Genomic DNA, 26,565 nt, shown 5'->3' on the forward strand with positions numbered 1-26,565 from the left:
TGGGAAAACGACGAAAAGGCCGCGCCAAGCGAGACCCTCTCTCTTCAATCCTGCGACGCCTTCTTCGCCGGGTCGGCAACTCGCATGACCGTCAGGCCTTTCGCTTCCGCCTTCTGCCCGAGGTTCAGCGCGACCCCGTTGCCACCGAAGAGCACAACTCCCGTCGCCGCGAACTTGTCGTCCAGCATTTCGTCGTTGCACTTGAACGGTGCCGCCCGCCCGTGCGCGGACCAGCGTGGATCGAAGCGCGCCTGCGCGACTCCGCGTGCCCGGGCCCACCGAGCCGCAATCATCTCCGCCCCGTGCTTGCCACCCTTGTGGCAGAGGAAGATTTCCTGATTGCGGTTCTGCTTGATCCGTTCGCGAACCTTGTCGAGCGTATTGAAGATCACATCGACATCGGTCCAGTCGGTGGCACCCGAGACGATCAGGGGCACCCCCTCGACTTTCGACTTCTCGGCGGTTTCCCGATCATGCTGCTCGAGGAGCTGCCGCGCCTCGAAGACCGCCCCGGTCTCTTGCGCCCGGACGCTTGCGCGCGAGCCTGCCGCCGGGATGAAGGCGTGACCGGTCTCGATCTCGTAGCATTCCGCCGCCGCCTCGCTCATCACCTCGATGGCGCTGACGACCTCGCGCAGCTGCAGAAAGCGCGCCTGCGCCTCCTCAATCGCGGTCTCGGCGATCTCCGATCCGTCGTGGGATTTTGCTAGCGCGCCGATCTTGTCGGCGGTGCGGTCGACCTCCTTGCCGAGCGCCACCTTGCGGCGCTGCAGGATCGTGGCGAGCCCATGGGCCAGCGGTTCGATTTCGCCTTCAAGGCCGGTCCCGCGCAGCGGGCCAAGCAGAGCCTCGAAGCTCTCGCGGATGATGTGGTCGGTCAGGATGTAATCCTCCGGGATCGGCAGGTGGGCGCCTTTTTCCGTTAGCCCGAAAAGCTCAATGGTCTCGTAGGTGTTTGCGGTGTCGTAAGCCATGTCTGGTCTCCAGTGTTCGGTTGTGGAGCCACCACGTGAGTGTGGGGGCATGGCCGAATGCCTGGTTTCCGAATCTGCCCGGGTCAGGGACGGCGCAGCCGCCGGCTTGCCGGGCGCAAAAGTTTTCCGCGTGCAACTCCCGACACACGCGCGCGCTCACGCTCGGGACCGCCCGGCGCCACAGGCCCGCCCTCGCCGAAAAGTTTTGCGATCCTTGACGCGGGCTGATTTGGGAGCCATCCGGAGGATATGCTTCCATGCTCATGTGTGTGTGTGTTTTGACGGTAGGATTGCCCGACCCGAGCAGGCAAACGGCCCGACCGGACGCGGAAGACGGATGAAGCGGCGGGATCGTTTTGCCCCGCAAAACAGACCAGAGCGCAATCCGGCGGAGCGGCCGGGGAGGGACGTGCTCGCGAGGCGGGCAAACCGGGATGCCAGGCGCAGCGCCGCGGTGAGGCCGCATGGCCGAATGCGCGACGGACCGAAGGGCCGTTCTCCCCTGCGACACGCGAAGCCGAGCAGGGTAGGCCGCAAGGCTTAGCCCAAGGGTGATGTGCGGGCGACGCCGCTGCCGATTACAGGGATTCCTTGTCCAAGCTTTCGCCGAGATGCGCGGAGAGTTGACCTTCGCTGCGGACGGTATGAATGTCGGCTGTCAGGACATAATCCTGCCATGCGTAACGAGTGCTCGATTTGCGCTAACGCTGCGAAGCAGCTCCGGTATGAGGGCAGCAAGCGTCTGTTCATCGCAAATGCAAAAATATCGAGAAGCTCTGGGAGAATTTCAAGGCAAAACAAATGGCGAGCGAGACACGCCACCATACCGAAATCCCGGAACGCCAGCGCAATGATGGAAACTTAATGTTTGTCGACGTCCCGCCAGTCAACGGGATTGCGGCGGCGGCAGATTCAACGTTCATGAGGGGCGTCGTGTTTTGACGGACGCCCCCCGTTTGATTGCTGGCGCGACTTGGCACTGTCCTTCAGGACGCCGACTTCGCCACGGGCTGGGCCCTGACCACTCCCTCGTTCAAAACAGAGACCGCAGCGCCCGCAACCAGGGCCCAGAAGGGCGCGCTGATGCTCAGGAACGACACGTTCGACATCGCCACGATCAGGGCGACGAAGGCTCCGATCTGGTGGCCTGCAGTCCGGTCGAAGGCGGACTGGAACGCGCTCAGCAGAACAGTGATCATCGCCAGCCCCGCCACCGCGCCGATCAGGGGCCCGGGCAGCGCCATGATGAGCGGCACCGCAACCCCGGCGAATATCCCGAAGGCGGCGAAGAGCACGCCGTTGAGCACCGTGGCCGCATAACGCTTTTCAGGGTTCTCACCCGCCTGATCGGAGGAACAGATCGCCGTCATGGGCCCCGCGATATTGGCGTTATGCCCGCCGATGAACCCGGCCAGCATGCCGCCGATGCCCGAGATCACGGTCATTGCGTTGATCGGAGGACGGTAGCCCTCGGCGTAGAGAACACCGATGGCCTGTGCGTTCTCGGCCCCGATCACGAGCACGGCCAGCGGCACGGCGATCGCCAAGAACGCGTCGACCGTGAAGACAGGTGCGGTGAATTCCGGTGCGACAAAGCTGATTGCCGCCTCGCCCCCCTGGAAGCCACCGGTCAGCGCCACGGCCACGAGGCCGACGATCAGCGCCGTCAGCACCGGCGGGACGGCCCGCAGGAACCGCATCGACAGGAAGAAGGCGATTGTCGCCGCACCGACCACGATGGGCAGTTTCTCGATCGAGGTGACCGCGCCGATGCCGAAGCGGATGAGCGCGCCCGCGATCATCGCCATCACGATGGGCATCGGAAGCCAGCGCATCACCTTGCCGATCAGCCCGGTGATCCCCAGCACGAAGACCATCGCGCCCGCCATCAGGAATGCCCCGACCGCTTGCTCGAACGGGAATGTCCCAAGCGCACCTGCGACCAGCGCGGCCCCGGGGATCGAGTACGCCCCCGTCACAGGCAGCTTGTAGTAAAGTGCCATGAACAGGCTGATCAGCCCGCCGAGGCCGTAGATCGCCAGAAGCCAGGCCACGGTCTGACCCTCGGTCAAACCGCCATTGTTGGCGGCGCCGATCACGATCAGGGCAGGCCCCGAGCATCCGAAGATGGCCGCGACCAGTCCCGCGCTCGCCGTTTTGATTCCCAGCGCGTCGCGCAGGCCCGAAAGGCCCGCGCCGAAGCCCGGTCCTTTCTCGATCCAGTTGGTTGTTTCCGTCCGTTCCATTTAGGTTTCCCTCCCTTGATTTTGGTTGCTAGCCGTTTCAGCGGCCGGTGAATTCGGGCTTGCGCTTGGCGTGAAACGCCTCGACGCCCTCGCGGAAATCTTCCGATTGACGCAAGCGACTGTAGTTCAGGCCCTCCATCTCGATCGCGGTGCTGAGCAGCGCGTCGTCTGTATCGTTCAGCAGCTTCTTTGCGGTGCGTTGCGCAATCGGTGAAAATTCACGGAGTTCGTTCACGAGGTCGGTCACCGCTTGTTCGAGATCGCCATCTGGCACGCATTCGGTAGCGATGCCCCAATCAAGCGCCTGCTGGCCCTTGATGCGCTTTGAACGCATGACGATGTCTTTCGTCCGTGTCACTCCGACGATCTTCTGCAGCCGGGCGGAACCACCCGATCCCGGGATTTGGCCCAGCTTCTGCTCGGGCAGCGCATAGCGGCAGGTCTCGGACACAATGCGGAAATCGCAGGCCAATGATAGCTCGAACCCCACGCCGAAAGCGTAGCCGCGATTGGCCGCGATCACCGGCTTAGAGCAGCGTGCAGGGGCCGCGACGTTCCAGGCGAGGTGCGAGACATGCTCGGGACTGGCCTCGAGGAAGCCTTTTATATTGCCGCCCGAGGAAAAATGCTCGCCCTCGGCGGAGACGACGATGATGCGCACGCGGTCATCTTCATCAAGTGCCTCGAAGACAAGGCGCAGCTGATCGCGGGCACCCATCGAGATCACGTTGTAGGGCGGCCGCGCGAGGACGATGTCCGCGCGTTCGCTGGCTTCATCGAGCTGAACGCGAAAACCGTCGAGCTCGGCCAGGCGCGGATCGGTGAAGGTCATTGTCTCGGTCATCGGAGTTTCTTTCATCGGGATGTCTTTCTCTGGAGTTACGCAGTTGTGGTCTCGGCCGGTTCGACCTCGTATTCGCCCGCAACCAGCAGGCGGCGAAGAAGCTTGCCGACAGGGGATTTCGGGATTTCGCGCACGAAGACGTAGCGGCGCGGGCGGCGGAAATTAGACAGATCGGAGTCGCGGCAATGGGCGTCGAGTTCGTCTTCCGTGACCTTGTCGCCGCGCTTGACGAAGGCGGTAACGACGTTGCCCCAGCGTGGATCCGGCAATCCGACCACGGCGACCTCGGCCACGGCAGGGTGCAGCGACAGGCAGCTTTCGACCTCGACGGGCGAGACGTTCTCGCCGCCGGTGATGATCATGTCATCGGCCCGGCCGGTGACGAACAGATCGCCGTCTTCGTCGAAGTGCCCGCAATCGCCGGTGAAGTACCAGCCGTCGCGAATGGCCTTCTTGTCCGCTTCGGGGCGGTTCCAGTAGCCCTCGAAAGCTTCATCTCCCTGCATGGAGGCGACGATTTCGCCTTCTTGTCCGGGTGCGCAGGTCTGGCTGACATCAGTCGTGCCCAGCGGCACCACGCGCAGTCTCTGGTTAATCGCAGCGCGGCCCGCTGATCCGGGTTTGGCGGCAGCGTCCTGGCAGATGGAAAAGTGTAGATCTCGGAAGAGCCGTAATGGTTCACGAAAAGCTCGGGCCGGAAAGCCTCTGCCAGTTTCTGCAAAAGACCGTCGGTCATGGACGCTCCGGCAAAACCGAGCTTGCGCACGCTGGCCACCCGGTCCGGCGTGAAGCTCGCGTGATGTACGATGTCATGGTAAAGCGTCGGCACCAGATAGAGATTGTCGACACCATGTTTTTCGATCGCATCGAGCGCGTCCGGTACATTGAAGCGCGGCAGGCAGACGAAGGCACCGCCGATCACGCTGGCCGACAGGAGCGATCGGATCCCCATCGTGTGATAGAGCGGCATAACGCCCAGCGTGCGCTCGCCATGTCCGTACATGTTCTGCGCCACGTGGGCGATGGCCGCGGCCCGTTCGGCCCGGTGGTGGCGCGGCACGCCCTTGGGTTTCGAGGTCGTGCCGGATGTATAAAGCATGACTGACATATCGTCGGCCCCGGCTTGCGGCACCGCATCGGCGGCACGGCCTGCCAGCATGGCGGCAAGGCCCTGATCACCATCCAGCGGCAATACGTTGAGGTCCGCGGCAAGGGCCGATCCGGCCACGGCCTCCGACGCGGCATCGTCATGCACCAGGACGCGGGCCTCACTGTCGCGCAGCGCATGGTCCAGCTCATCGGCGGTGACGCGCCAATTCACGGGCGTGATGACGATCCCGGCAATCTGGCAGGCCCAGTGCAGCGAGGCATTCTCCCACCGGTTCTGCATCGCCGTGACCAGCATGTCGCCCTTGCGAAGCCCGATCTGGCCAAGCGCGTCCACAAGCGCGCTGATCCGGCAATACCAGTCGGAATAGGAGATCGTCAGGTCCCCTTCGGCAACTGCCATCGCGCCGGGATCGCGTTCAACGGACGCGATAAAGCTGGTTCCGAGGTCAAGCATCGATTGGTCCTCCCTTGATGCGGTTACGGGCGGCCAGCGCCGCCTGAACGATGGGCGCATAGCCGGTGCAGCGGCACAGGTGGCCCGAGAGCGCCTCGCGGATCGCGTCTTCCTCCGCGTCCGGTTGACGCGAAAACAGCGCGTCGAGGGTCATCAGAATGCCGGCCGTGCAAAAGCCGCATTGCAGCGCGAAATGTTCCCGGAAGGCCTCTTGCAGCGGGGTCAGCGCATCGCTCTTGCCCAACCCCTCGACCGTGCGAATCTCGCACCCCTCGGCCTGCTGGGCGAGCATCAGGCACGCGCGGGCAGGCTCGCCGTCCACCTGCACCGTGCAGGCACCGCAGACGCCGTGTTCGCAACCAACATGGGTGCCCGTCGCGCCGATCTCGTGGCGCAGCACGTCGCTCAGAAGTTTGCGCGGGGAGACGCGGAGCGATACGGGCCGCCCGTTCAGGGTGAAGCGCAGCGCGTGCGTCTCGTCTTTGGTCAGTCGCGGCATGACAAGGCCTCCTTCAAGGTTGCGCGGCCGAGCTTGCGAACCAAGTCGCGGCGATAGCGCGCGGTGGCATGCAGGTCGTCGCGGGCCTGCAGGTGCCAGGCGAACTCGTTCAGCCGGTCGTCAAGATCGGCGCTGTCTGCCGGCAGCTCGAGTGTGCGTGGCGTGTCGGCGACGCCGCCGACGGTCAGCGTGGCGGTGCCGTCAGGCCGGGCCACGGCAGCGCAGGCGACGATGGCAAAATCTCCATGGCGGCGGGCGACCTCGCGGAAGGCATAGCCGGTGCCTGTTTTCCGGACCGGGAAGGTGACCGAGGCGATCATCTCTCCGGGGGCGAGGTCCGTGGACATCATGCCCTGAAAGAAATCCTGCGCCGCGACCGTCCGCGTCTTGCGCCGGCGGCGCAGGGTGACGCTGCCACCGAGCGCGATCAGGCACAGGGGCAGCTCGGCACTGGGATCGGCATGGGCGACAGAGCCGCAGACCGTGCCGCGATTGCGCAGCTGCATGTGCCCCACCCAGGGAAGCGCGGCATGCACCAGCGGCAGGCGGTCTGCGAGATCGGGCCAGCGTTCCAGCGTGCTCTGGCGCACGGCGGCCCCAAGTGTGATCCGGTCGCCCTTGGCCTCGATCCGCGACAGCTCCGGGATGCGGGTGATGTCGACAAGCGTTGCGGGACGCGCGAGGCGCATATTCAGCATGGGCACCAACGACTGGCCCCCGGCGATGACGCGGGCCTCTGTGCCGCCCTGGTGCAGCGCGTCCAGCGCCTCACTCATCTCCGTCGCCGCGACAAGATCGAACGGGGCGGGTTTCATGACCTGCCTCCTTTCGTGACTCGGTTGATAAGACCTCTCAGGCGGGCCATGGGGCCGCTCTGCGCGCCGCCGCCGCAATGGCGGGCCAGGGCGCGGAAAAACTCGCCGATCACGACCTTCGCCGCGCCGTCCAGAAGCCGTCCGCCGACCGAGGCGACCTTGCCGCCGATCTCGGCCTCGTAGCGATAGGCGATCTCGGTGCCGTCTTCGGTGTCGGTCAGCGTGATGCGGCCCTGCCCGCCGCCCGTACCCAGTGCGCCCACGGCTTGCCCCGAAAGGGTGACCGCATTGGGCGGGTCGAGATCCGACAGGTCGATACGAGCCTTGTAGCGCCCCCGCACGGGCCCGACGCCCAGCGTCACATCCGCCTCGAAGCGCGTCTTGCCGACCTTCTGAACGCCATGCGAGCCGGGGATGATCGCGTCGAGCGTCGCCGGGTCGAGCAACATCCGCCAGACGTCCTCGCGGCTGGCCTGCACCACGGCGCGGCCTTCGCCGGTGAGCTTGCGGCCGCCTGCCGTGGCCTCGGCTTTCGTCTCGGGCACAGGCTCTTTCGGGGCGGGCTCGGCACCGAATATCAACGGCGCAAGCTTGGCCGCCGTCGCAGGCAACACGATGTCGGGCGCGCCGTCCTCGGAGGCCAGTGCGTCGGCCACGGCATTGGCGATGCAGACTGGCGTCGACATGCAGTTGCCTTCGCCCACACCCTTGGCTCCAAGCGGCGTGAACGGCGACGGTGTTTCGTGATGCAGGATGATCGGCTCGGGCACCTCCATCACCGTTGGCAACAGGTAATCGGCGAGCGTGCCCGACTGAAACGATCCGTCGGCACCGTATGAATATTCCTCGAGGAACGCGGCGCCGACCGCCTGGGCAAACCCGCCCCGCACCTGGCCATCGACCATGGCCGGATGCAGTATCCGTCCGCAATCATGCATGGTCACGTAGCGGTCGATCCGTGGCTCGGCTGTCTCGGGGTCGATCTCTATTCCACAGAAATCGAAGATGAACCCGTGACACAGCGAGGAATTAACCCCATCCTGCGGCGTCGGTGCCTCCAACTGCGGCGGGGTCCAGTAGACGGTCTCGCGCATGGTCTGGTCCAAGCCATCGGGCAGCGTGCCCGGCGCCCAATGCGCCGTGGCGGCAACCCGTGCGAAGGACACGCTGTTGTCGGGATTGCCCGCAGCACCGATGCGGCCCGCCTCGAAGGTCACGTCGCCCGGCGCGATATTCAGTTGCGTGGCCGCGACCTTTGCCAGCTTGCCGCGCAATCGAGTAGCCGCAATTTCGGTCGCACCGGCAACGGCGGGGGCAAAGCGCGACGCGTAGTTTCCCGACGCGATGGACCAGCCATCGCGCATCGTGTCCACATCGGCCAGAACGCGCACCGCGTCTATCGGCAGGCCGAACTTGTCAGCCACGACCTGCGCCAGAACCGTCCGGTGGCCCTGGCCCTGGGGGACCGAGGCGACCTTGACCGTCACCGAGCCGAGCGGATCGATGGAGATGGTCGCCGTGGCCTGCGCACCGTTCTTCGGCCCGGCCTTGGCGCGCTCTTCGGGCGTCAGGACGGTGGTGATATAACCCATGTTCGACACCGAGGGCTCCACCACGCAGGCAAAGCCTATGCCATAGCGCCTGCCTTCGGCGCGCGCCTTGTCACGGCGGGCGTAAAGCTCGTCCAGCCCGCCTTCCGCGACAGCACGGTCCAGCGCCGTGGCGTAGTCGCCAGAGTCATAAAGAGCACCGCTGGCCGTACGGTAGGGAAAGGCTTCAGCGGGGATGAGATTGCGGCGGATGACCGCGAGCGGGTCCAGCCCGAGCTGCCGCGCAATGGTCTCCATCAACCGCTCCAGCGCGAAATAGATCTGCGGTCCGCCGAAGCCGCGATTGAGCCCCGTCGGCGTCTTGTTGGTCAGCACGATGCGGTTGCGGATCGCCAGATTCGGGATGTCATAGGCACCTGTCATGTTGCCGTGCATCCGGTAGAGCGTCGCAGGCTCCGGTGCGCGCAGATGTGCGCCGCAATCCTCGACCTGGTCCCAGTCGAGCGCGGTGATCCGTCCATCCTCCGCCACCGCCGCCTCTATCCGCGTCTGACGATTGGTGGCCGAGACGCTGGCCGACAGGTGCTCCAGGCGGTCCTCGATCCACTTGACCGGTGCGCCCGCGATGCGCGCGGCGATGGCCGCGAGGATCATGTAGGGAAAAACACCCTGCTTGATCCCGAAGGAACCGCCTGAATCGGGCGGCGTACGCAGCCGCAGCCGGTTGCCGGGCACGTTCAGCGACCGGGCCACCACCGCATGGATCGAGAAAGGACCCTGGAAATTCGCGGTGACGTCATAGGCATCCTCGCCGCCATCATAGCTGGCGATGACGCCGTAAGTCTCGATGGGCGTGCAGGCACTGCGCGGATAGGTAACGTCGATGCCGATCCGGTGCGGAGCCGCGTCGAAGGCCGCTTCGGGATCGCCGTAGCGGAAGCTGCGTTCGTTGATGAGATTGCCGCCAAGGCTCGGATGCAGCACCGGTGCGTCCGCGGCAAGCGCTGCCACGGGCTCCAAGACGGCGTCAAGCGGATCGTAGTCGACCTCAACAAGATCCGCGGCATCCTCGGCAAGGTAGCGGTCGGTCGCGACGATCATCGCCACCGGCTCTCCCACGTACCGCACGCGGTCCACCGCCATGGGCCAGCATTCGACATCGGCTTTCACGCCGACCGTCATGGACCGGGTGCGCGCCGCAACATCTTCTCCCGTGATCACGGCAACGACGCCCGCCGCCTGCGCGGCCCCGGCAGTTTCGACGGACCGGATCGCCGCGTGACCGTGGGGCGAGCGGACAAAGGCCAGCGCCAAGGTCCCCGCGGCAACCGGCAGGTCGTCGATATAACGCCCGTGGCCCGACAGCAGAGCCGGGTCCTCGACGCGCAGCTCGGACCGGCCAAGCAGCTTAGCTGGAACAGTATCTTTCATCTCTCCTCCCGGCTTGGCAAAAGCAAGCCCTTGGCGGAGGAGGTTAGACGGGGGGCCGCTGACCGCGCGATCCCGCAAGGTCTCAGACCTTACCGAGGAGTCTCAAAAAGCGGGGTCAGGCATTATCGCGCAGGGTGGTGACTTCGCGGAAGACGCTGGGCGAGGAGCCGGCATGGTCATGGAAGAACCGCGAAAAATGCGCAGGGACGGAAAAGCCGAGGTCGTTGGAGATGGCCGAGAAACTGCGCGTTTCATTTGCCACGGCCTGCACTGCACGCTCCACCCGCTGGGTATTCAGGTAGACCCGGGGAGAGATCCCTGTATTCGCCTCGAACAGCCGGAAGAAATGCGCACGCGACAGACCGCATTCTCGGGCCAGCCAATCCATCGAGACCACGCCGGCAGGATCCTCGCGGAGCAAGACCAGGGCCCGTGCGATCCGCCGGTCGGGGATGCGCGTCGCTTGGGCCTGTGCCCGAAGCGAAGGCTGCACATCGCGCCAGGGGGCCAGCCGCTCGATAATCGAGATCATCAGCCGCCCGATCAGCCGCTCATGCGTCGCGGCGTCACCGGGCGCCCGCACCATCGCCTCTGCTGTCTCACCGACCTGCCTCCGGATTTGCGGCGATATGGCACCGCCCGGCTGCGGAAAGAAGTCCGGTCCGGCGCTCGCCTCCCAATTGCCGCGAAACGCGCCAAGCCAACTCGGTTCAATATACATGGCGAGGATGATGGTTGGCGGTTGATCCGTGCGGTGGACGTAGCTGTGATGCTCCCACGCATTGATTAGAATCGCGCTTTCGTCGGTCAACATCACGCGGCGCCCACCCACATCGAACTCGGTATCGACACCTTCGACCTTCAGAAGGACGTGGCATTGCGCATGGGCGTGCTTAACCAGAGGCCGGTCCATATCAAGCAGAGCGACCCGCCCGAAAGGCCCAATAGCAATCCTCAGAGCAGACGACATTCGAAATCGTTACCAGTTTTTTTGATCGGGTCAATCTTGCTCGACTGCAGGCATTTTGACGGCTCCGTGTTTCAGCACGTCTTCGGTGTCACTTGATAAGCCTGTGACGCTACGCATTTCGCGCCGTTGCCGGATACCAAGCTTTTTCATTTTGGAACGCATTCCGATAGACCAAAAAATGTTTCGTTGGTGTTGGCATCGCTCCGTCTGAGCGCAGCGGTGCGTTGCCATGTCAAAGACCCTCGGGCGACAAGGTAGCCATGTTCTTCCTATCGCACCTAAGCCCGAGCTTTTCCAGATCTCAGGTGTATGTGCGGAGCAAAGCCTTGCATCGTTATTCGTGTTTCACAGATGCGGCGAATAGACACCGAATGGTCGATCCGAAGGACACAGGGCTACTTCCGGACCTTCGCCGCAAAGTCCGCGAAGGTCGGGTTTGGGCCGAAACCACGCCTATACAGAAAAAGGGGAACCGTGATCCCACGGCTCCCCTTTCGGTTCAGATCGTCTCACCTCGCGCGCTGTTCAGGCAACCAGCGACAGCCCCGCGCCCGCGTCTTGCGCCTGATCACCGCTGTCGATGAACGGAATGATCGAGAAAGTCTGGCCACCGCGCTGTTCTTCGTTCTGGACGGCGTTGACACGCAGGTCGCCATCGGGCGTGTTGATCAGCAGCGACAGGTAGTCATTGCCCGTGCGGCTGCTTTTGGCCATCCAGGCCGAGCCAACGCGGATCGGCGTGCCCCGGGGCGAGCTGACCTCGATGCGGTAGTCAGGGTGGGTCTCCTCGGTCTTGTAGCTGTTCTCGATCAGCATGAACTCCAGATCGAACATCATATTGGCGATGTAGCCGGTGAAGGCGTTGTCAGCGTCCATGGCGGTGAGCTCGCCCGAGATCGAGCCGGATTTCATAAGGCCGTTCGAGACAAGCGGGATGATCTCGAATTCGCCGCTCTGGGCGGCGCGCGCCTCTTTCGTTTGCACGGCATTGACGCGGAACGGGCCCAGGCCGACATCGATCTGCATCGAGATGTAGGGGTTGCCGCTGGTGTTGCCGTTCTCGTTCCAGGCTGTGCCGATGCGCACCTTGCGGCCTGATTTGTTGACGGCCGTCACGTCAAAATCCGGGCTGCGCGCGGACATCTTGGCCCGTGCCTCGAGCTGGATGGCGATGTCAAAGCGCGTCGAATGGATCATGCCGGTGTATTCGGCGGCTGCGGTCTCAACGTTGCGGGTGAGGGTTCCTGCGAACATGGGATAGTTCCTTTTAGATTGGCCGGTGCCTGACGTTCTTGCCAGCGCATCCGGGATTGCTTTCTCGACCCCTTGAGGGATCACAAATCAGAAAGCCTGCTTTCCTTTCAGCCCCGCTCTCGGGTCAAAGCTGCCGTCCGAGCGGGAATGCCCCCGTACCTCCGAGTGCTACGCCCCTTTCCTGCCCGCCTGGTCTTGATTGGCTGCCCGGATCTTCTGCGGCGTCCTTCGATTGCGCGATGAAGAACTCCGCCTCTTCCCCGTTCAACCGGTGCCCGCTCCGGTCTGTCAGGCCGATGCAGCTGCCGTTCGGCACATAGGTGATCAGGTACTGACTGAGCCGGTCCTTGTGGACAACGTAGCCGGTATTGGCCCAATGCACGGTCTGCCCGGCATCGACGGCGGCCTTGATGTCTTCGAGAGTCATGCGAACCTCCTTACGAAGAATGGTGGGGAAACGACGCAAGAAGCCCGGTCGTCCAACCGGGCTTCCATGCAGCATTAGTTTGGCCAACGGCCGAGACCTGTCAGGCACCTTGCTTGGCTTGCATCGCGCGCGCCGCCATCCAATCCTTCAAACCAAGAACCGTTCTGTCGGCGGCGACTTCAGATGCCCAGGCGGCCCTTGGGTCGCCGCAGGGCTCATCGCCAGAATGCCGGTCGATATGGCCATTGGCCATCCATGGCTCAGGCTGGATCCGACGCAGCCAGTCCGCCATGCTCGGGATACGGCCTTGGCAGTCTTCGCGGATATGCTGCTCGCCGATCCAGCGCACGGGGATGTCCCGACCTGCGCTATTGGTCAGGGTCAGGCCGAAGACACGTTCGGCCTCGAACAGGCCTTGGGCATGATGACGCAAGGCGCGGTGCGTGAAGAGCGCGAGGTGCTCTTTCGAGGCGTCGAACCAATCGTGCACGGCCTGATAGTCAGACGGCACCCCGCCGAATTTCCGGGCCGAGCTTTCAGCATGATGAAGCGGATGCGCCATCTCAAAGCCCCTCGTCATAGCTGTGCGAGCATTCAACGTAGCGGTCCGCATGATCGAGCGTGACGCTGTCGCCCGTGATGTCCCAGGTCAGCGTGCCATAGCCGCCCTCGTTGTTCTCGAACCCAGGGTGATGGTGATAGGCGAGCGACCAGGCGAAATCGCCCACCGCGGTGACAAGCGGTTCCGGCAGTTGGACCTCCGCAGGCTGCACGGTCACATCCTCGACATTGCCGGAGTCGCCATAGCCTTCGTATTCGGCGGTGACCTCGTTGATGCCAAGCGCGCGCAATTGCGCGATCAGTTCCGCTCGGGTTGCCTTCAAGGTGGTTTTGCGCTCTGCACGCCACTGAGCCGCCATTGCGGCATAATCGATCTGGGGATTGGTCATGGGTCTGTCCTCTTGTCAGATGTTGGGGGGGCCGGGCGTGGCATTGGTCGGCGCGCGCCCGGAAAGCACAGACCGGCCAAACTCCGATCCGCGACGCCCGTCCCAAAGCCCGCTTTGACTTTTCAGGCGGCTTGTTCTGCCGCCTTGATGGTTCCCTGCCCAACGATCCGGGCCAGAATGGTCCCCGTGTCGATCCCGTCCCCATGCGGCAGGAACACCCGCAGCTGGAAGGCGATGATCTCGGTGAAACACCCCATGGCCTTGAGGCCGTCGATCATGCCCTTGTCCGCGCCGCCCAGCTCGAGGCGCATCTCGCCCGCGACACGGCGACGGGTCAGGGTGAGACCCCGGCCAAGATCGACAGGCACCGAGGTGCCGAGAGCGGCAGTCAGCATCTCCTGCGGTGTTTGCGGATTGGAGACGAGGAAGCGGGCGCGGAGCGCGGCCGCCCCTTCCTCGCTCAGCGTCCGCCCAATCATCGCGGCCGCTCCATCCGGCGTGACCCGATAGATGCGTTCATTCGTGGTCGGAATGTCCTTCCAGATCGGCAACAGCAGCCCGGTCAGCAGATAAAGCTTGGTCGTGGTGGTTTTCGGCAAAGAGGCAGCCTCTTCATCCCAAAGCCGTACGAACTCGGGCTTGCCGATCTCTTCCCAGGCCGAGGACTCGAACCGTGCCTCTTCAAGATAGCTCGACCCGTTGGGTCGCACGGCCTTGCGCATGAGGGTGACGATATCCTCGTCGTACATCTGCATGGGCCGTGCCGAGATGAGCGCCGCGCGTCCCGAAGCACGATTAACCATCGGCAGCTTGTCCGGATTGCGCGACATGGCCTCTTCGGCGCTAAGGACGTGGACCGGGTCGGTCACCTCGAGCCCAATGATCCGCGTCACCGCACCGGATTTCGGGCAGGTCCAGAGATCCTCTGCGGAAACCTGTTCGATCTTTTCGCCGCGCAGGGTTTCCACGCCGAGATCGAGCGTGCCCGCCGCGCGCGCCCGCTCAGTCTGATCAGCGATCCGGCGCATGAACTCGGCAAAGAGCGCGTTCTGCATGTGGATGGGCAGCGCCAACACCCGATTCAGAAACCTCTGGATCGGCGGCAGCTCTTCGAGCAGCACACCGTCCTTGTCGATCAGCCGCAGAGCGGTCCAGTCGGTGAAGCTCTCGTAGCTCATCGCCTCGGCACGCCCAGCGGCAAGATCGGCGAAATACCCACGCAGCGCCGCCCGCGCGATCGGGCTTTCGAGATTGTCCTCCTCGCGGAACATGCCTTGCGAGCCGGTCTCGCGCTGGCCTTTGGTGAGGGCCCCAAGCTGATCGAGGCGTTTCGCGATCGTCGAGGTGAAGCGCTTCTCGCCATGCACATCTGAGGTGCAGACCCGGAAGAAGGGTGCGCTGACCTGGGCCGATCGATGCGTGCGCCCCAGCCCCTGGATCGCCGCATCGGCACGCCAGCCAGGCTCCAGAAGATAGTGCCGCCGCCGCTTCTGGTTCTTCGCCGTTTGCGCCGTGTGATAGGACCGGCCTGTCCCGCCCGCATCGGAGAAGATCAGGATATCCTTTTCGCCGTCCATGAAGGCTTGAGTCTCGGATGAATTGCTGCTGGCGGAGCGCTTCTCGATGAAGAGATGACCATCCTCGGCCTTGAGGGGCCGGATGGACCGACCCGTGACTTCAGCGACGGCCTCGTCACCAAAAGCCCAGAGGATCTGGTCGAGCGCTGAGGGGATCGGGGCCAGCGTCATCAACTCCATCATAGCCGCATCGCGCAAGGCGAGCGCCTCGCGCGAGACCACCAGCGCGCCGGCCTCATCCCGGAGCGGCTCGGCCACCATGTTGCCGTCAATCTCCACGAGCTTTTGCGCGTGGATCGGGAAGGCCTGTTCGAGGTAGCCCAGAACATAGTCGCGCGGCGTCAAGGCCCCCTCGACGAGCTCATCGTCGGAATCCATCGTTTCAAGCCGACGTTTCAGCAGGCTCTCGCCTGTCGAGACCACCTGGATGACGCAAGCGTTGCCTGCCGCCAGATCGTCCTTGATGGCGCGGATTATGGTCGGGGCTTTCATGCCCATCAGGAGATGGTTGAAGAAGCGCTGCTTCGTGCTCTCGAAGCGGGACTTGGCCGAGGCGCGTGCGGCCGAGGCATTGGTCTCCCCCGAGGCATCGTTGACACCAGTCGCGGTCAGCGCAGCTTCGAGATTGTGGTGGATCGTCCGAAACGCGGTCGCATAAGCATCGTAGATCTCGATCTGGGCCGGGGTGAGCGCGTGTTCGAGCACGTCATACTCCACCCCATCGAAGCTGAGGGCGCGGGCCGTGTAGAGCCCGAGCGTCTTGAGATCGCGCGCGACCACCTCCATGGCGGCGACACCGCCAGCTTCCATGGCCGAGACGAAACTCTCGCGGCTTGGGAAGGGATACTCTGGCCCCTGCCCCCAGAGCCCCAGCCGCGCGGCATAGGCCAGGTTGTGCACGCTCGTGGCGCCCGTGGCCGAGATGTAGAAGACGCGGGCGCGGGGTGCTGCCAGTTGCAGCCGCAGGCCCGCGAGGCCCTGCTGGGAGGGTTTGACCCCCCTGCCCTGCTCGGACCCGGCAGCGTTCTGCATTGCATGGGCCTCATCGAAGGCAAGAACGCCGTCAAAGTCTTCACCCATCCAGTCGAGAATCTGGCTAAGCCGCGTGGTGCCGCATTTGCCCGCGGACCGCAGCGTGGCGTAGGTGACAAAAAGGATACCATCGCCCATCGGGATGGACTGGTCCGGTTTCCATTTGGAGAGCGGCTGGATGTCGGCTGGCGAGCCGCCGAGATCGGTCCAGTCGCGGATGGCGTCCTCGATGAGCGTGGCGGATTTGGAGACCCAGATCGCCTTCCTGCGCCCGGAAAGCCAGTTCACCAGGATCAGCCCCGCGCATTCGCGCCCCTTGCCGCAACCGGTGCCGTCGCCGAGGAAATAGCCGAGGCGATAGGCACGTGCGTCTGGATCATCATCGGCGCGCGTCAGCTTGGTCTGGTCCTCGTCGATGGTAAACCGACCGGGCAGATCACGCCCATGGGCTTCATGCGCCATGATGATGGTCTCGAGCTGCGCCTCGGAGAGATCTCCCTGCTCGATCAAACGTGCGGGCAGGCGCAAGTCATCACTGCCCGTGTTTGAGGGCATGGGTGGGGCAACCGAGGCCATGGCGATGCTTTCAACGAGCGGCGTGGGATGTTCCTGCGCACCCGCAATCTCAATCCGCTGCGGACGGTAGTGCGCATAGATGTCCGAGATCGGCGTGTTGTCGCGCGGGGCCTCAAAGCTTGTGAAGCTGAGCGGACGGACGGCATTGGCCCGGGATTTGGAGGCGGCAACAGGCGCAGCGGCGGTCTTGCGCGGGGCGGAGGATGGAACGGTCGCCCGAGCATGAGGGAATGCTTCAGCCCGCTGGGCGGGGCGCATCTCGGTCCGTGTTGCGGCCACGGCGTCGACATATGCCAAGGCTTCATCCAGATCCCGGACATTGGCGCGGATCATCTCGCCGTCCTCCTGCACCTTGTCGAAGACCATGAGCTGTGTTTCGACAGAGGTGCCGAGCTTGCGATAAACCTGCCCTGGCATCGTCAACGCCAAGCGCGGCGTCAGGAGACCGCAGGCGCGGGACCAATGCGCGGCATCGCGTTCGGGCGTGAATCCCGGCGGCATGATCGCCACCAGCCGCCCGCCGGGCGCGAGACGCTTTGCAGCCCCGATGAGATGTTTTGCAGCGATGTGCTTGTCGCGGGAACGATCGACCGAGGAGGCGAAGGGCGGGTTCATCACAACGACGTCGGGTAGAACCGGCATCTGAAGCAGATCGTCGATATGCTCGCCGTCATGGCCCGTCACCTCGCCGCCGAAGAGGGCCCGCAGGAGGCGCTGGCGAAAGGAGTCGATTTCATTGAGCAAAAGCGTGACACCGGCCCGGGCGGCGAAAGCAGCCAGGGCACCGGTGCCAGCCGAGGGTTCCAGCACGGTCTCGCCCTCGCGGATCGCAGCCGCCCGCACGGCCAAGGCGGCAAATGGCAGTGGCGTGGAAAACTGCTGCAGCCGGATCTGCTGCTCGGAGCGGCGCGTTTCCGTGAGGAGCCGTGAGGCGAGCAGCTTTGCGGTAGCGATGTCACCTGCCGCGCCGTCCCCACCCAGCAGCACCTGGATGGCCGCAGCCTGCATCATGTCATAGGCTATGCGCCAGTCCCAGGCGCCCCCGGCATCACTGCCATGAAACGTCTCGCGCATGATGCGCGCCAGCGCTGAGCTGCGCAGGGGTTGGTGGGCGATCTCCGCGCAGATCTGTGCCAGTGCAGAGGCGAGGTTAGCGTCGAATTCAACAGGATTGGGGAGCGTTGAGCGGGGCTTGGACATGGGGGTTTCCTTTGGATCAGGGTCTGAGTTCCAAAGACAAAAAGCCCTCTTTCGCTTTTCCGGGGTGATGAGGTCAGACCGCGCTGACCTCCAAGGTTTGGTCAGGGCTTGGATTGGCCCTGGCGCTTCGCATCAATCAAAGCCTGCGCGGCCTGCATTACCTGAACCTGTGAAGTTCCCGCGCGTGCATCTTCAAGCGCGGTCTGTACCTGCGCACGAAACCACGCGTCATACGAATTGACATCAGCCGATACGGAAATGCTCCTCGAGACCGAGGTGCGGCTGTTCCTTACCCGTTGGGTCCATTGCGCTTTCTCCGACTATGCTATGGGTCGATGCTACATCACCCACAGTGGTGCCGTAAACGGCAAGGCCGTAAGGTTCACAGCTAACCCGACCACTCACCGATCAGGTACCGCGTCCAGGGACGCCTCGAACCGCTTGTCCGCCGCCGCGGCTTCTTTCAGGAGCGCGTCAAAATTGTCAGGTGGGTTGCCATCTTCCAGCATCCCTTTGAACGTCGCATAGGCATCCGTCTTGCTGCCATAGGCGCGCAGGGTCTTGTCGTCGTTCACCCAGGCCACCACGATGACCTTCGCATCGCTGTTGAACCGGTAGAACAACCGATACTGTTGGAAGAATTTCGCCCGGAACCAGTGCTTGCGGTGATCGCCGAGTGTGCCGCCTTGCCGGAAGGCGGCGGCACCCGGATCTGCCGGTATGGCCTCGGTGACCAGCTTGAAGATGGCGGCCAGCCGCTTCGTGGAATTCTTCTTGCGCCAGGTCTTGGGATCGCGTGCCTTACGCGCCTCGACCTCTTCAATCAGCCCTTCGAGCTGGTCCAGAAAGAGCGGATGCGCATAAATCGACCATCCGTTTACGACAAGGGGCGCTTGGGCGGGCACGCTATCGCCGCTCATTCATCCTCGAGCGATAGCGGCGCATCGAGATCGACGTCAACGTCTCCGACCAGTGCTGCAAGACGGTCATGCAAAGCCCCATCGAACGCCCGAATGCGGTCCGGATGCGCCTTGATATCGGCCTCGACAAAATCGAGAAAGGCGCCGAGCACAGGATCTTCCTCGTCGCTGCGCACGGGCTCGATATAGACCCTGCCACTCGGCTCGGTGCAGTAGCGAATCTGGTCGCCCTTGCCCAGCTTGAGCTGCTTGCGCACACCCGCCGGCACGGTCGTCTGATACCGATCCGTGAGTTTCGAGACATCTTGTGCGAGGGCTGTCATGGCAGTCTCCTGAAGAAAAGGGTCTTTGCTGCCCGCGATAGGTAATGCATTTGCATTGCCTTGTCAAGATTAGACGCAGGATCTGCTGTCACCGGGCAGGTCGATGAACCGTCCGGCGCTGACCTATTCTCGCCCCGCCAGAAACTCCGCCAGCACGGGACTGGCCTCGCCCTTTGCGGAGCTGAGCAGCTCCGAACCCGCAAGCGAGGCCTTCGACAGGCGTACGAGCCCGCCGGTTTCCTCGATGCGGTAGCAGCGGCGCTTTTGTTGCCCGCGCCAGTAGTGCGTCGCGGTGACGAGCTGGCAGGTGCTGCCATCGGTGAACGTCACGGGTGCTGCGAGCTTGATCTTGTCGCCTTCCTCGTAGTCTGGGATCGCAGCCCAATCCCGGCAGCGCTGACGCCAGTCCTGGACGTAGCTGTCCGGGTCTTTCAGGTCGGAGAGGAGCTCGATCAGCCCAAGGGGAGCACGAGATTCATTCGGGCCAGCGCTTTCCTCCATGTCCTTGTAGCCCCAGCAGCCGTCATCGTATCGGGTGAGGAAGACAGCCCCAAAAGTGATCGACCCATCCGCATCGGTCACATAGGTCGTGTCCTCGACGTGGGTGCCGTCGAGATTGGTGACCCTTGCCGCCGCATACCAGGTGGAGCCGACCTTGCATGCCTTGACCAGTTCGGTTTTGCGCGTTTCGCCCTCAAAAGTGCAGAGCCGGGTGATCTCCTCTCTCTCATCCGCGTAGGTTTTAACGCGGCCGTCGGTGTAGAAAAGCCATCCCATTATGCCGCCCTCCGGTCATCGATTTCCATCAGCGCATCGAGCGGCACGCGGTAGGGCTGCATCGCGTCGAAATCCTCGCAATTGCCACAGTTCTGCACGATCGCGAAGGTGTCGCAGGCATCCTTGAGGATGACCCGGAAGGTGCCGCCGAGGCCCGAGGGCACTTCGTAGGTTCCGCCGATGAGATAGTCCGAGGCCCGGCGCACGAAGACGCGGATGCTGTGGCCATCGGTGGCGAGCCGGATCGCACCCCGCCCCCGGTCGATGAGCACCTGCACGTCATCCAGGATGTCGGTGTAGAACTGGCCGGTCAGGTCGCGGAACGCCATGCGGCGCTGCGCCATCCAGTCGGTGTCGCGAAACGGGTTCATGCCGTCCGCGAAGGCGAAGGAGGGATCGGCCTGTTCGGTGGTGACGATACGGGTGGTCGTGCCATCGATGCCATTTGAGCGCAGATGCACACCATTGCCGACGATGAGGATCAGGGCGGGCCTGTCCACCGGGCCGTTCCAGTTGGGCAGGAAGGTTTTGCAGGCGCGCGCATGTGCGATTTGAGCCGCGACCGCCGAGGCAGAGAACTTGAGAATAGCCATGGGGGTGTCTTTCCGTTGGGTGTGGGGGGTCGACCCGCGCGGGCGGCATGGCCCACGCGCGGGTCACTTGATGCATCAGGCCGCTTGCGCGACCTCGCTGGCAGGCTCCGGAGTTTCCACGGTGGGCTCCGCCTCATCACAGGCGCCACCCGCGGTCTGCATCATCGGCGGGCACCAGGCGGCCACGGCAGCGCGCTGCGCGTCCGTGAGCGTGGCGAAAGGCTCGGCGAAGAGCTTGTCGCAAAAGGCGACGATCTCCTTCTTGCTCGACGAGGCCAGCGTCACCGCCTCCTGGGCCAGGCCCAAATCCTCGCCGAGGATCTTCAGGAGCCAGGCCTTCTTGAAGCGGTTGAAGAGCGCCGCATTCGGCGTCCAATGCGCCCGGATGTCGGGCATGATCTCGATCTCGAAGTCATGCATCAGGCTGTCGCGCTGGCGGTCCCGTGCGAAGCAGGACTGCGTCGTGCTGGCGGTCGCATAGGCGACGAGCTTGGCCTTCTCCCCTGCCTCCAGCGCGCGAAACGCCGCGAACTGATCGGCGGGCGCGCGGGCGTCATCGAGCCACGAGAGATCAAGCGCATCATGCGCCGCCGCCACCTGCTCGAGCGAGGTCTCGTCGATCTCGTCCATCTTGGCATGGCTGCGGTATTCCTTGCGGGCATCGATCTTGATCGCCTGCGTGACACTCATGCCGCTGGCCAGAACATCACTGACCAGCTTGAAGAGCGTCAGATCGAGCGTGGCCTCCGGATGCAGCGCCATCGCGGCGCCGAGGGCCATGGCCCGCTCGGTCTTGAGGTCCTCGGCCAGCGAGGCCGGGTAGGTGATTTCGCCCGGGTCCGGGGCCTCCTCCCCGGTTGGGCTAGCCGAGGAGCCGCGCGCGCCCTCCTCTTTGACGGTGTCTTCCGGGCGGACGAGGCCCACATGGAGCGTGATCTGCCCACCCTGCCACGAGGCGATCACCCCAGACCGCGCGAGGTCCTCGGCGCTGTAGGCCTCCTGCAGATCGCGGGCTTCCTCTTCCAAGGCATCCACGCGATCGTAAAGCGCGTTGTAGGCACCGTCCTCGAGCCCCTCATCCTCCATCTCGAGCTGCAATTTCTCAAGCTCGGCGGTGATCTCATCGATGCGCTTCTGGGCAGCCTCATCCGGCTCGATCGGGCCGGGATAGACGCGGCCGTAGTCGGCCATGGTCGCGTAATCATAGCGCACCATCGCATCGGCCCAGGCAAAGCCCAGCCTCATACGGGCCTCTTCGGCAGCGGCACCGAGCTTCTCGAGCAGGATGGTCTCGACCAGAGCCGCATCCTCAAGCACGGAATGCTCATCCAGCAGATCGGCTGCGACGGCACCGCCACGCGCCTCGTAGTCCGCGCGCACGAAAGCCCCGATATCGTCGCTGACCTGCACGCCGCGGGATTTGAGGGCCTGACGGACGGTATAGGCCTGCAGATAGCCGCCGTCCTTCGTGAGCGCCTCGAAGACCTCGCGCTGCGCCTCCTGGCTTGGATGCTCAGCAAAGGCCTTCATCGTGTCGAGCGTGATCACCTTGCCCCGAGCCGCGGCGCGGATGTCGGGGTGGATCAGGCCATAACGCAACCGGCCTTTCACGGCCGCCACCGTGGTGCCGAAGGTCTTTGCGATCGTCTCGGGCGTTTGGCCATCGACCTCCATCATCCGAGCGAAAGCCTCGAACTCGTCAATGGCGTTCATCGGCGCCTGGGTGACGTTCTCGGCGAGCGACAGCGCCGTGGTGACGTCGCAGTCTTCCGGCACGAGGCGGCAGTCCACCTTGGTCTTCGCCGTGAAGCCCTTGATGGCCTTGTCAGCGACCAGCTCCTTTAGCGCGGCATGCCGCCGGCCACCGGCCAGCACGGCGTATTTGCCGTCGATCTTCTGGACGAGGAGTGGCTGGAGCAGGCCCAGCACAGCGATACTGGCCTTCAGATGCGCGATGTTCTCGGGGTCATAGGTTTCCGGAGAGTTGCTGCGCACATTGGCGGGATGCGGGACCAGATCGCCGATGGCGACGGAAACGGGTTTGAAGCTTGTGGTCATGGGATGTCCTTCTCGATTGGTGAGGTGTGGCCCGCGCCCTCGCGCGTAACCAATCCCCGGCTTCGGGGATCACGACCACAGAAGGCCCGCTTTGCCTTTAAGGGGGCAGCGGGCCTTCCATGTCGGAGGTGTAGGATTTGAGACTCCCCCTGCCCTACCAGTCGCGCGCCAGCATGATCGTCAGCACGCGCATGGTGGTGGCGGGGTTGTCGGGGCTCTCAGCCCCGTAGCGGAAATCGGAATCCGCTTCATAGAGATCGATTTTCCAGAACACGGTCTCGCCCCGGATCTCGACCGCCCCGAAATCATGCCATCCCTCGGGGTCATTCTCAGGCTCGAAGGTTTCGAACGCGCCGGTTGCCTTCACCGCTTCGGCCATGAAACCGTCACCGGCTTCCATGAGCGAGCGGGTCACATGCATCCGGCCCTGGATGGGCTGCGCGGGCGCCACCCCAAGGCAGGCGAGCTTGCGAAACGCGTCGTTCTGCGCCGCGATCACACTCGGATCCGGACGGTCTGGCTGGGGTTGAACATTCATGGACATGGGGATCTCCTTTGAGAAATTTGAAACACCCTTCTCAAAGCCTGCTTTTTCTTTTCCGCCGGGCGGAAGGATCGAAGCAGAAGGTGCCCTACCCGAACAGCCCCTTGGGTCTGTAATTCGGGTTGGGGATGACTTCGATCCAGCCTTCCTCTTCCTTGATGCTCTCTAGCGCTGCCGAGACCGGGTAAGCGCCCTCGGACAGGCTCCACCAATAAGCTCCGCGTTTGAAGGTGATGATCTTGCGGCGGCCGTCGCTGAAACAGGCCACCCGCAGCGTCTTGGGTTCCTTGCGTGACATGGGCGTCTCCGTTCTCCCTGTGGTTAGGCGGCCTCGGCGCTGCACCCTGCCCTGCCCGCCTTCGATTTGGCGATCAGGTAGTCGCAGGCACGTTGCGCATCGGCGGCGTGCTTGAAGATCGCGTTCTTGTCCGAGCGCAGGACCCGCAGCCAATTGTGGAGGTAGGCAGCATTCATCTCGAGCGTATGCGCCGTGAAGCCGAGCGTCTGACCCAGGAACACCGAGGTCAATTCCGCAACGATCTCCTCGCGTGCGTAAGAGGTGTTGCCGAACTTCGAGAACCTGAAATCACGGTTCAATCGATGGGGGGCTTTCGTGGCATGGGCGAGCTCATGGGCCCAGACCCCGTAGAAATTGCGCGGGTCCTGGAACCGCGTGATGGACGGCATGTAGACCTTGTCCACGGGCGGCAAATAGTACGCCTCCGTGCCCGTGAAGACGGTTGTGATATCGATGGCGTCGAAAAACGCCTGCATGCGCGGGATGGGCTCGGACGGCGGATGCTCGGGCGCGGGCTCCGGGTCAGGGTAGAACCTGTCGGGCAGGCCCTCGATCTGGCAGGGATTGAACACGCGATAGGATTTCTGGAAGCGGAAGATACGGGCTTCCTCAGAGTGATCATCCCCGTCGCTGCGGTCGTCCTCGCAGCCCGCGTCTTTCCGGCTTTGACCGTAATAAACGACGACAGAGGATTTTTCGCCCTTGCAGACCTTTGCGTCCAACGCATTGGCTTGCGGCAGCGTCATCCAGAAAGGTGAACTGTGGCCCGCCATCACGGTCCGCATTGTCAGCAGAAAGTTGTTCACTCCCTGGTAGGGTTCACCGCCCACGCGCAGAGGGCGAGAGCTGCCACCTGCGGTCCAGGGCTTTCGCCACGGCAGAACGCCGCGCTCGATGATACGGATGATTTCGTTTGTGATGACCTCGGAGGCATCGAATTTGGGCGTGCGGGATCGGGCCATGACTGGCCTCCTTTCGAGTTTTGGTGAGAGGAAATGGTGATCAGATTGACTGACGGGGCCGCGGATCGCTGACGATCCTCACGCCGAGCCCTTCGACCATGTCGATGTAGGTGGTCAGCGACACGGACTTGCCGGGACCCGAAGAGTCACGGTCGACCGATCCGTCCCGCGCCACCCGCGGCAGGTTCGCGAAGGCGATGACATCGGTGACGGGTCGGATATCGATGAATGGGGTCCCTCGTGCGACCGCGAGGGCGGCCAAGGGAAAGCGCTCGATCGGCGCGAGGGTCGAGACGGTGGTCCAACCGAGATGGATGAACGTGCCGCCCTCTCCGCAGATGACATGCGCGTTTGGCAATGACGCGGCCTGTTTCAAATACCCGAGATCACGCAGGACAGTCTCCCGCTCGCGCCGCTGTGCCTGCCCCGTCTGGCCGGTTCGGCGTAGTTCCTTGTGCCGCCACCACGAGGCAGCGGTCGCGCGTAACACGCGCAAGACACCTGTTTGCATCGGAATGCCCTTCATCAGGAAAGACAGACCGAAATCCGGCCCGGACCCATCTGAGGGACCCCAAAGGCCCTCATCCGTCAGTCACAAAACCCGAAGAACACTTTCTCTTTTTCCGGCCCTTTTGGGCACACAACAAAACCGAAAAGCCCGGCCCTTCTGCCGAAGCCATTGATTTCATGCAGCAATTCTAGATCGGCAGCCAAGATCGGCAACGCATATCGGCAAAACCTTGCTTGAAAGTACGAAATGTGTTTATTTTTCAATTACTTTGCAAACATGGAAGATCGGCAAAATGCTGGAGACACCCGCCAGGATCGAACCCTGCTTCTTCGAGGAGCATATTCCTACAGAACTGGCAGACCTTTCGGTCGACATCCAGAGGGAAGCCACCGGGCTGGGACAAGGGTTGCATCCTGACAGCGCAGCCGAACTTGCCGATCTCGTCCGTGTGATGAACTGCTACTACTCCAACCTGATCGAAGGACACAACACGCGCCCCCGCGACATCGAAAGGGCGCTGGCTGGTGCCGAGCTTGAGGAAGAAACCCGTCCCCTCGCCCTTGAGGCCCGGGCGCACGTCATCGTTCAACGGGCCATCGACGAGATGCATCGCAAGGGCACCCTGCCCCGCCCCACATCCGTCGAATTCCTGACTTGGGTCCATAAGAGCTTCTACGACGAGATGCCGGATGAGTTTCGGGTCATCGAACATCCCGACGGCACACAAGAGCCCATCGTTCCGGGACGCATGCGCCAGGATGATGATCGGGAAGTTGCGGTCGGGCGCCACCTACCTCCTTCATCGTCGCGCGTTGCGGCATTCATGGACCATTTCGACAAACGATTTCAGATTGCGGCGCGGTCTTCGAGCGGACGGATCATCGCGATCGCCTCTGCGCATCACCGGCTCAACTACATCCACCCTTTCCCGGATGGTAACGGCCGTGTCAGCAGACTGATGTCTCATGCCATGGCCCTCACAGCGGGGATTGGTGGCCAAGGGCTCTGGTCCGTATCACGTGGGCTGGCCCGCGGGCTAACCGATCGGGGCGAGTACAAACGGATGATGGATCTGGCCGACAGTCCACGCCGCGGAGACCGCGACGGACGGGGGAACCTGTCAGAAGCGGCACTGAAGACGTTTAGTGAATGGTTCCTAAAGGTGACGCTCGACCAGATCAGCTTCTCAGCAAGATTGTTCGATCTCGGCGGATTGGACCAACGGTATCGTCGTCTTGTTGCAGATACCATCGATGACAAGCGAGCGCCGGAACTAATCTCGGCGGTTCTTCGTCATGGGGCACTGGAACGAGGCGATGCGCAGATTGTGCTCAAGACGTCCGAGCGTACTGCTCGCAACACGCTGAGTAAACTGACCGCCGCCGGATACATGACGTCCGCCTCGCCGAAGACCCCGGTTCGGTTGGCGTTTCCGTTGGATTATCGAGAGCGGCTCTTTACAAACCTCTTTGGAGACGGTGACCTGCCGGTGGAGCGCTAGAATTACAACGAGAGAAAACTGATTGTATCCTGCAACGATTGGCGGCTGGAACCACTATGTCCGCTTGGTCTCCAATTTGTCCACCGCGGTGGACATCTTCTGTTCCGAGGTTAGCTGAACGATCGTACATCATCGCTTGGGCCGGTCTCGGGGTGACCTCTTTGTGGTG

25 protein-coding genes are annotated in these 26,565 nt (G+C 63.4%); 1 reads left to right on the plus strand and 24 read right to left on the minus strand.

What is annotated here, in order from left to right:
* Positions 1 to 44: 44 nt before the first annotated feature.
* The 24 genes from RBB18_RS17695 to RBB18_RS17810 all read right to left on the minus strand — a co-directional run bounded on the left by RBB18_RS17695 (position 45) and on the right by RBB18_RS17810 (position 24,910).
* Positions 45 to 974: a DUF2493 domain-containing protein gene (locus RBB18_RS17695; protein ID WP_103764530.1), complete on the minus strand. Its 930-nt coding sequence runs from the start codon at positions 972 to 974 to the stop codon at positions 45 to 47.
* Positions 975 to 1,960: 986 nt separating this feature from the next.
* Positions 1,961 to 3,220, minus strand: coding sequence for a benzoate/H(+) symporter BenE family transporter (locus tag RBB18_RS17700; protein ID WP_306112216.1), 1,260 nt, complete (start codon positions 3,218 to 3,220; stop codon positions 1,961 to 1,963).
* A 37-nt stretch (positions 3,221 to 3,257) separates the two neighbouring features.
* Complete coding sequence (locus RBB18_RS17705; protein ID WP_306121260.1) at positions 3,258 to 4,064, minus strand: enoyl-CoA hydratase/isomerase family protein; 807 nt, start codon at positions 4,062 to 4,064, stop codon at positions 3,258 to 3,260.
* 35 nt (positions 4,065 to 4,099) lie between these two features.
* Positions 4,100 to 4,426, minus strand: a complete 327-nt coding sequence (locus RBB18_RS17710; RefSeq protein WP_306121263.1) for a hypothetical protein — start codon at positions 4,424 to 4,426, stop codon at positions 4,100 to 4,102.
* A complete protein-coding gene (locus RBB18_RS17720) occupies positions 4,423 to 5,628 on the minus strand; it encodes an AMP-binding protein (protein ID WP_371931677.1) in 1,206 nt (401 codons plus the stop codon). Before RBB18_RS17720 ends, RBB18_RS17710 begins: the two co-directional genes overlap by 4 nt.
* Positions 5,621 to 6,127 carry a (2Fe-2S)-binding protein gene (locus RBB18_RS17725; RefSeq protein ID WP_306112219.1) on the minus strand — a complete coding sequence of 169 codons (507 nt, stop codon included), beginning with the start codon at positions 6,125 to 6,127 and terminating at the stop codon, positions 5,621 to 5,623. Before RBB18_RS17725 ends, RBB18_RS17720 begins: the two co-directional genes overlap by 8 nt.
* Positions 6,115 to 6,942: a xanthine dehydrogenase family protein subunit M gene (locus RBB18_RS17730; protein ID WP_306112220.1), complete on the minus strand. Its 828-nt coding sequence runs from the start codon at positions 6,940 to 6,942 to the stop codon at positions 6,115 to 6,117. The genes RBB18_RS17725 and RBB18_RS17730 overlap by 13 nt, the downstream gene beginning before the upstream one ends.
* Complete coding sequence (locus RBB18_RS17735) at positions 6,939 to 9,923, minus strand: molybdopterin cofactor-binding domain-containing protein (protein WP_306112221.1); 2,985 nt, start codon at positions 9,921 to 9,923, stop codon at positions 6,939 to 6,941. The genes RBB18_RS17730 and RBB18_RS17735 overlap by 4 nt, the downstream gene beginning before the upstream one ends.
* Before the next feature lie 115 nt (positions 9,924 to 10,038).
* A complete protein-coding gene (locus tag RBB18_RS17740; protein ID WP_306121261.1) occupies positions 10,039 to 10,836 on the minus strand; it encodes an AraC family transcriptional regulator in 798 nt (265 codons plus the stop codon).
* A 582-nt stretch (positions 10,837 to 11,418) separates the two neighbouring features.
* On the minus strand, positions 11,419 to 12,147 hold the full coding sequence (locus tag RBB18_RS17745; RefSeq protein ID WP_306112223.1) for a DUF736 family protein: 729 nt from the start codon (positions 12,145 to 12,147) through the stop codon (positions 11,419 to 11,421).
* Positions 12,148 to 12,271: 124 nt separating this feature from the next.
* A complete protein-coding gene (locus RBB18_RS17750) occupies positions 12,272 to 12,574 on the minus strand; it encodes a hypothetical protein (protein ID WP_306112224.1) in 303 nt (100 codons plus the stop codon).
* A gap of 100 nt (positions 12,575 to 12,674) precedes the next feature.
* Positions 12,675 to 13,136, minus strand: coding sequence for a hypothetical protein (locus RBB18_RS17755; RefSeq protein ID WP_306112225.1), 462 nt, complete (start codon positions 13,134 to 13,136; stop codon positions 12,675 to 12,677).
* A 1-nt stretch (position 13,137) separates the two neighbouring features.
* Complete coding sequence (locus tag RBB18_RS17760; RefSeq protein WP_306112226.1) at positions 13,138 to 13,524, minus strand: DUF6878 family protein; 387 nt, start codon at positions 13,522 to 13,524, stop codon at positions 13,138 to 13,140.
* Positions 13,525 to 13,646: 122 nt separating this feature from the next.
* Positions 13,647 to 17,909 carry a strawberry notch family protein gene (locus RBB18_RS17765; RefSeq protein WP_306112227.1) on the minus strand — a complete coding sequence of 1,421 codons (4,263 nt, stop codon included), beginning with the start codon at positions 17,907 to 17,909 and terminating at the stop codon, positions 13,647 to 13,649.
* A gap of 101 nt (positions 17,910 to 18,010) precedes the next feature.
* Positions 18,011 to 18,169, minus strand: coding sequence for a StaA (locus RBB18_RS23230; protein ID WP_371931678.1), 159 nt, complete (start codon positions 18,167 to 18,169; stop codon positions 18,011 to 18,013).
* A gap of 141 nt (positions 18,170 to 18,310) precedes the next feature.
* A complete protein-coding gene (locus RBB18_RS17770) occupies positions 18,311 to 18,829 on the minus strand; it encodes a type II toxin-antitoxin system YhaV family toxin (protein ID WP_306112228.1) in 519 nt (172 codons plus the stop codon).
* Positions 18,826 to 19,152, minus strand: a complete 327-nt coding sequence (locus RBB18_RS17775; RefSeq protein ID WP_005668772.1) for a type II toxin-antitoxin system PrlF family antitoxin — start codon at positions 19,150 to 19,152, stop codon at positions 18,826 to 18,828. Before RBB18_RS17775 ends, RBB18_RS17770 begins: the two co-directional genes overlap by 4 nt.
* A gap of 123 nt (positions 19,153 to 19,275) precedes the next feature.
* Positions 19,276 to 19,929, minus strand: coding sequence for a hypothetical protein (locus RBB18_RS17780; RefSeq protein WP_306112229.1), 654 nt, complete (start codon positions 19,927 to 19,929; stop codon positions 19,276 to 19,278).
* A complete protein-coding gene (locus RBB18_RS17785) occupies positions 19,929 to 20,522 on the minus strand; it encodes a hypothetical protein (RefSeq protein ID WP_025042408.1) in 594 nt (197 codons plus the stop codon). The genes RBB18_RS17780 and RBB18_RS17785 overlap by 1 nt, the downstream gene beginning before the upstream one ends.
* A gap of 75 nt (positions 20,523 to 20,597) precedes the next feature.
* Positions 20,598 to 22,580: a ParB/RepB/Spo0J family partition protein gene (locus tag RBB18_RS17790; protein WP_306112501.1), complete on the minus strand. Its 1,983-nt coding sequence runs from the start codon at positions 22,578 to 22,580 to the stop codon at positions 20,598 to 20,600.
* A gap of 154 nt (positions 22,581 to 22,734) precedes the next feature.
* Complete coding sequence (locus RBB18_RS17795; protein ID WP_306112502.1) at positions 22,735 to 23,124, minus strand: DUF3768 domain-containing protein; 390 nt, start codon at positions 23,122 to 23,124, stop codon at positions 22,735 to 22,737.
* Positions 23,125 to 23,212: 88 nt separating this feature from the next.
* The gene (locus RBB18_RS17800; protein ID WP_306112503.1) at positions 23,213 to 23,422 is read right to left on the minus strand and encodes a DUF6330 family protein; all 210 of its coding nucleotides are present in this window, start codon (positions 23,420 to 23,422) and stop codon (positions 23,213 to 23,215) included.
* A gap of 23 nt (positions 23,423 to 23,445) precedes the next feature.
* On the minus strand, positions 23,446 to 24,384 hold the full coding sequence (locus RBB18_RS17805) for an ArdC family protein (RefSeq protein WP_306112504.1): 939 nt from the start codon (positions 24,382 to 24,384) through the stop codon (positions 23,446 to 23,448).
* Between the two features lie 40 nt (positions 24,385 to 24,424).
* Positions 24,425 to 24,910: a hypothetical protein gene (locus RBB18_RS17810; protein WP_306112505.1), complete on the minus strand. Its 486-nt coding sequence runs from the start codon at positions 24,908 to 24,910 to the stop codon at positions 24,425 to 24,427.
* Between the two features lie 277 nt (positions 24,911 to 25,187).
* Between RBB18_RS17810 and RBB18_RS17815 the strand changes: the two genes are divergently transcribed.
* Positions 25,188 to 26,396, plus strand: coding sequence for a Fic family protein (locus RBB18_RS17815; RefSeq protein WP_306112506.1), 1,209 nt, complete (start codon positions 25,188 to 25,190; stop codon positions 26,394 to 26,396).
* Positions 26,397 to 26,565 lie beyond the last annotated feature (169 nt).

This window comes from Roseovarius sp. MMSF_3298 (assembly GCF_030733705.1).
Taxonomy (GTDB): domain Bacteria; phylum Pseudomonadota; class Alphaproteobacteria; order Rhodobacterales; family Rhodobacteraceae; genus Roseovarius; species Roseovarius confluentis.

Bases quoted from the DNA above. Each gene is read 5' to 3' on its own strand.
- RBB18_RS17695 (WP_103764530.1), bottom strand. From the start codon at position 974: ATGGCTTACGACACCGCAAACACCTACGAGACCATTGAGCTTTTCGGG.
- RBB18_RS17740 (WP_306121261.1), bottom strand. From the start codon at position 10,836: ATGGACCGGCCTCTGGTTAAGCACGCCCATGCGCAATGCCACGTCCTT.
- RBB18_RS17700 (WP_306112216.1), bottom strand. From the start codon at position 3,220: ATGGAACGGACGGAAACAACCAACTGGATCGAGAAAGGACCGGGCTTC.
- RBB18_RS17750 (WP_306112224.1), bottom strand. From the start codon at position 12,574: ATGACTCTCGAAGACATCAAGGCCGCCGTCGATGCCGGGCAGACCGTG.
- RBB18_RS17785 (WP_025042408.1), bottom strand. From the start codon at position 20,522: ATGGCTATTCTCAAGTTCTCTGCCTCGGCGGTCGCGGCTCAAATCGCA.
- RBB18_RS17800 (WP_306112503.1), bottom strand. From the start codon at position 23,422: ATGTCACGCAAGGAACCCAAGACGCTGCGGGTGGCCTGTTTCAGCGAC.
- RBB18_RS17735 (WP_306112221.1), bottom strand. From the start codon at position 9,923: ATGAAAGATACTGTTCCAGCTAAGCTGCTTGGCCGGTCCGAGCTGCGC.
- RBB18_RS17815 (WP_306112506.1), top strand. From the start codon at position 25,188: ATGCTGGAGACACCCGCCAGGATCGAACCCTGCTTCTTCGAGGAGCAT.
- RBB18_RS17795 (WP_306112502.1), bottom strand. From the start codon at position 23,124: ATGTCCATGAATGTTCAACCCCAGCCAGACCGTCCGGATCCGAGTGTG.
- RBB18_RS17725 (WP_306112219.1), bottom strand. From the start codon at position 6,127: ATGCCGCGACTGACCAAAGACGAGACGCACGCGCTGCGCTTCACCCTG.
- RBB18_RS17790 (WP_306112501.1), bottom strand. From the start codon at position 22,580: ATGACCACAAGCTTCAAACCCGTTTCCGTCGCCATCGGCGATCTGGTC.
- RBB18_RS17710 (WP_306121263.1), bottom strand. From the start codon at position 4,426: ATGATCATCACCGGCGGCGAGAACGTCTCGCCCGTCGAGGTCGAAAGC.
- RBB18_RS17770 (WP_306112228.1), bottom strand. From the start codon at position 18,829: ATGAGCGGCGATAGCGTGCCCGCCCAAGCGCCCCTTGTCGTAAACGGA.
- RBB18_RS17805 (WP_306112504.1), bottom strand. From the start codon at position 24,384: ATGGCCCGATCCCGCACGCCCAAATTCGATGCCTCCGAGGTCATCACA.
- RBB18_RS17810 (WP_306112505.1), bottom strand. From the start codon at position 24,910: ATGAAGGGCATTCCGATGCAAACAGGTGTCTTGCGCGTGTTACGCGCG.
- RBB18_RS17760 (WP_306112226.1), bottom strand. From the start codon at position 13,524: ATGACCAATCCCCAGATCGATTATGCCGCAATGGCGGCTCAGTGGCGT.
- RBB18_RS17780 (WP_306112229.1), bottom strand. From the start codon at position 19,929: ATGGGATGGCTTTTCTACACCGACGGCCGCGTTAAAACCTACGCGGAT.
- RBB18_RS17765 (WP_306112227.1), bottom strand. From the start codon at position 17,909: ATGTCCAAGCCCCGCTCAACGCTCCCCAATCCTGTTGAATTCGACGCT.
- RBB18_RS17705 (WP_306121260.1), bottom strand. From the start codon at position 4,064: ATGACCGAGACAATGACCTTCACCGATCCGCGCCTGGCCGAGCTCGAC.
- RBB18_RS17775 (WP_005668772.1), bottom strand. From the start codon at position 19,152: ATGACAGCCCTCGCACAAGATGTCTCGAAACTCACGGATCGGTATCAG.
- RBB18_RS17730 (WP_306112220.1), bottom strand. From the start codon at position 6,942: ATGAAACCCGCCCCGTTCGATCTTGTCGCGGCGACGGAGATGAGTGAG.
- RBB18_RS17720 (WP_371931677.1), bottom strand. From the start codon at position 5,628: ATGCTTGACCTCGGAACCAGCTTTATCGCGTCCGTTGAACGCGATCCC.
- RBB18_RS17755 (WP_306112225.1), bottom strand. From the start codon at position 13,136: ATGGCGCATCCGCTTCATCATGCTGAAAGCTCGGCCCGGAAATTCGGC.
- RBB18_RS17745 (WP_306112223.1), bottom strand. From the start codon at position 12,147: ATGTTCGCAGGAACCCTCACCCGCAACGTTGAGACCGCAGCCGCCGAA.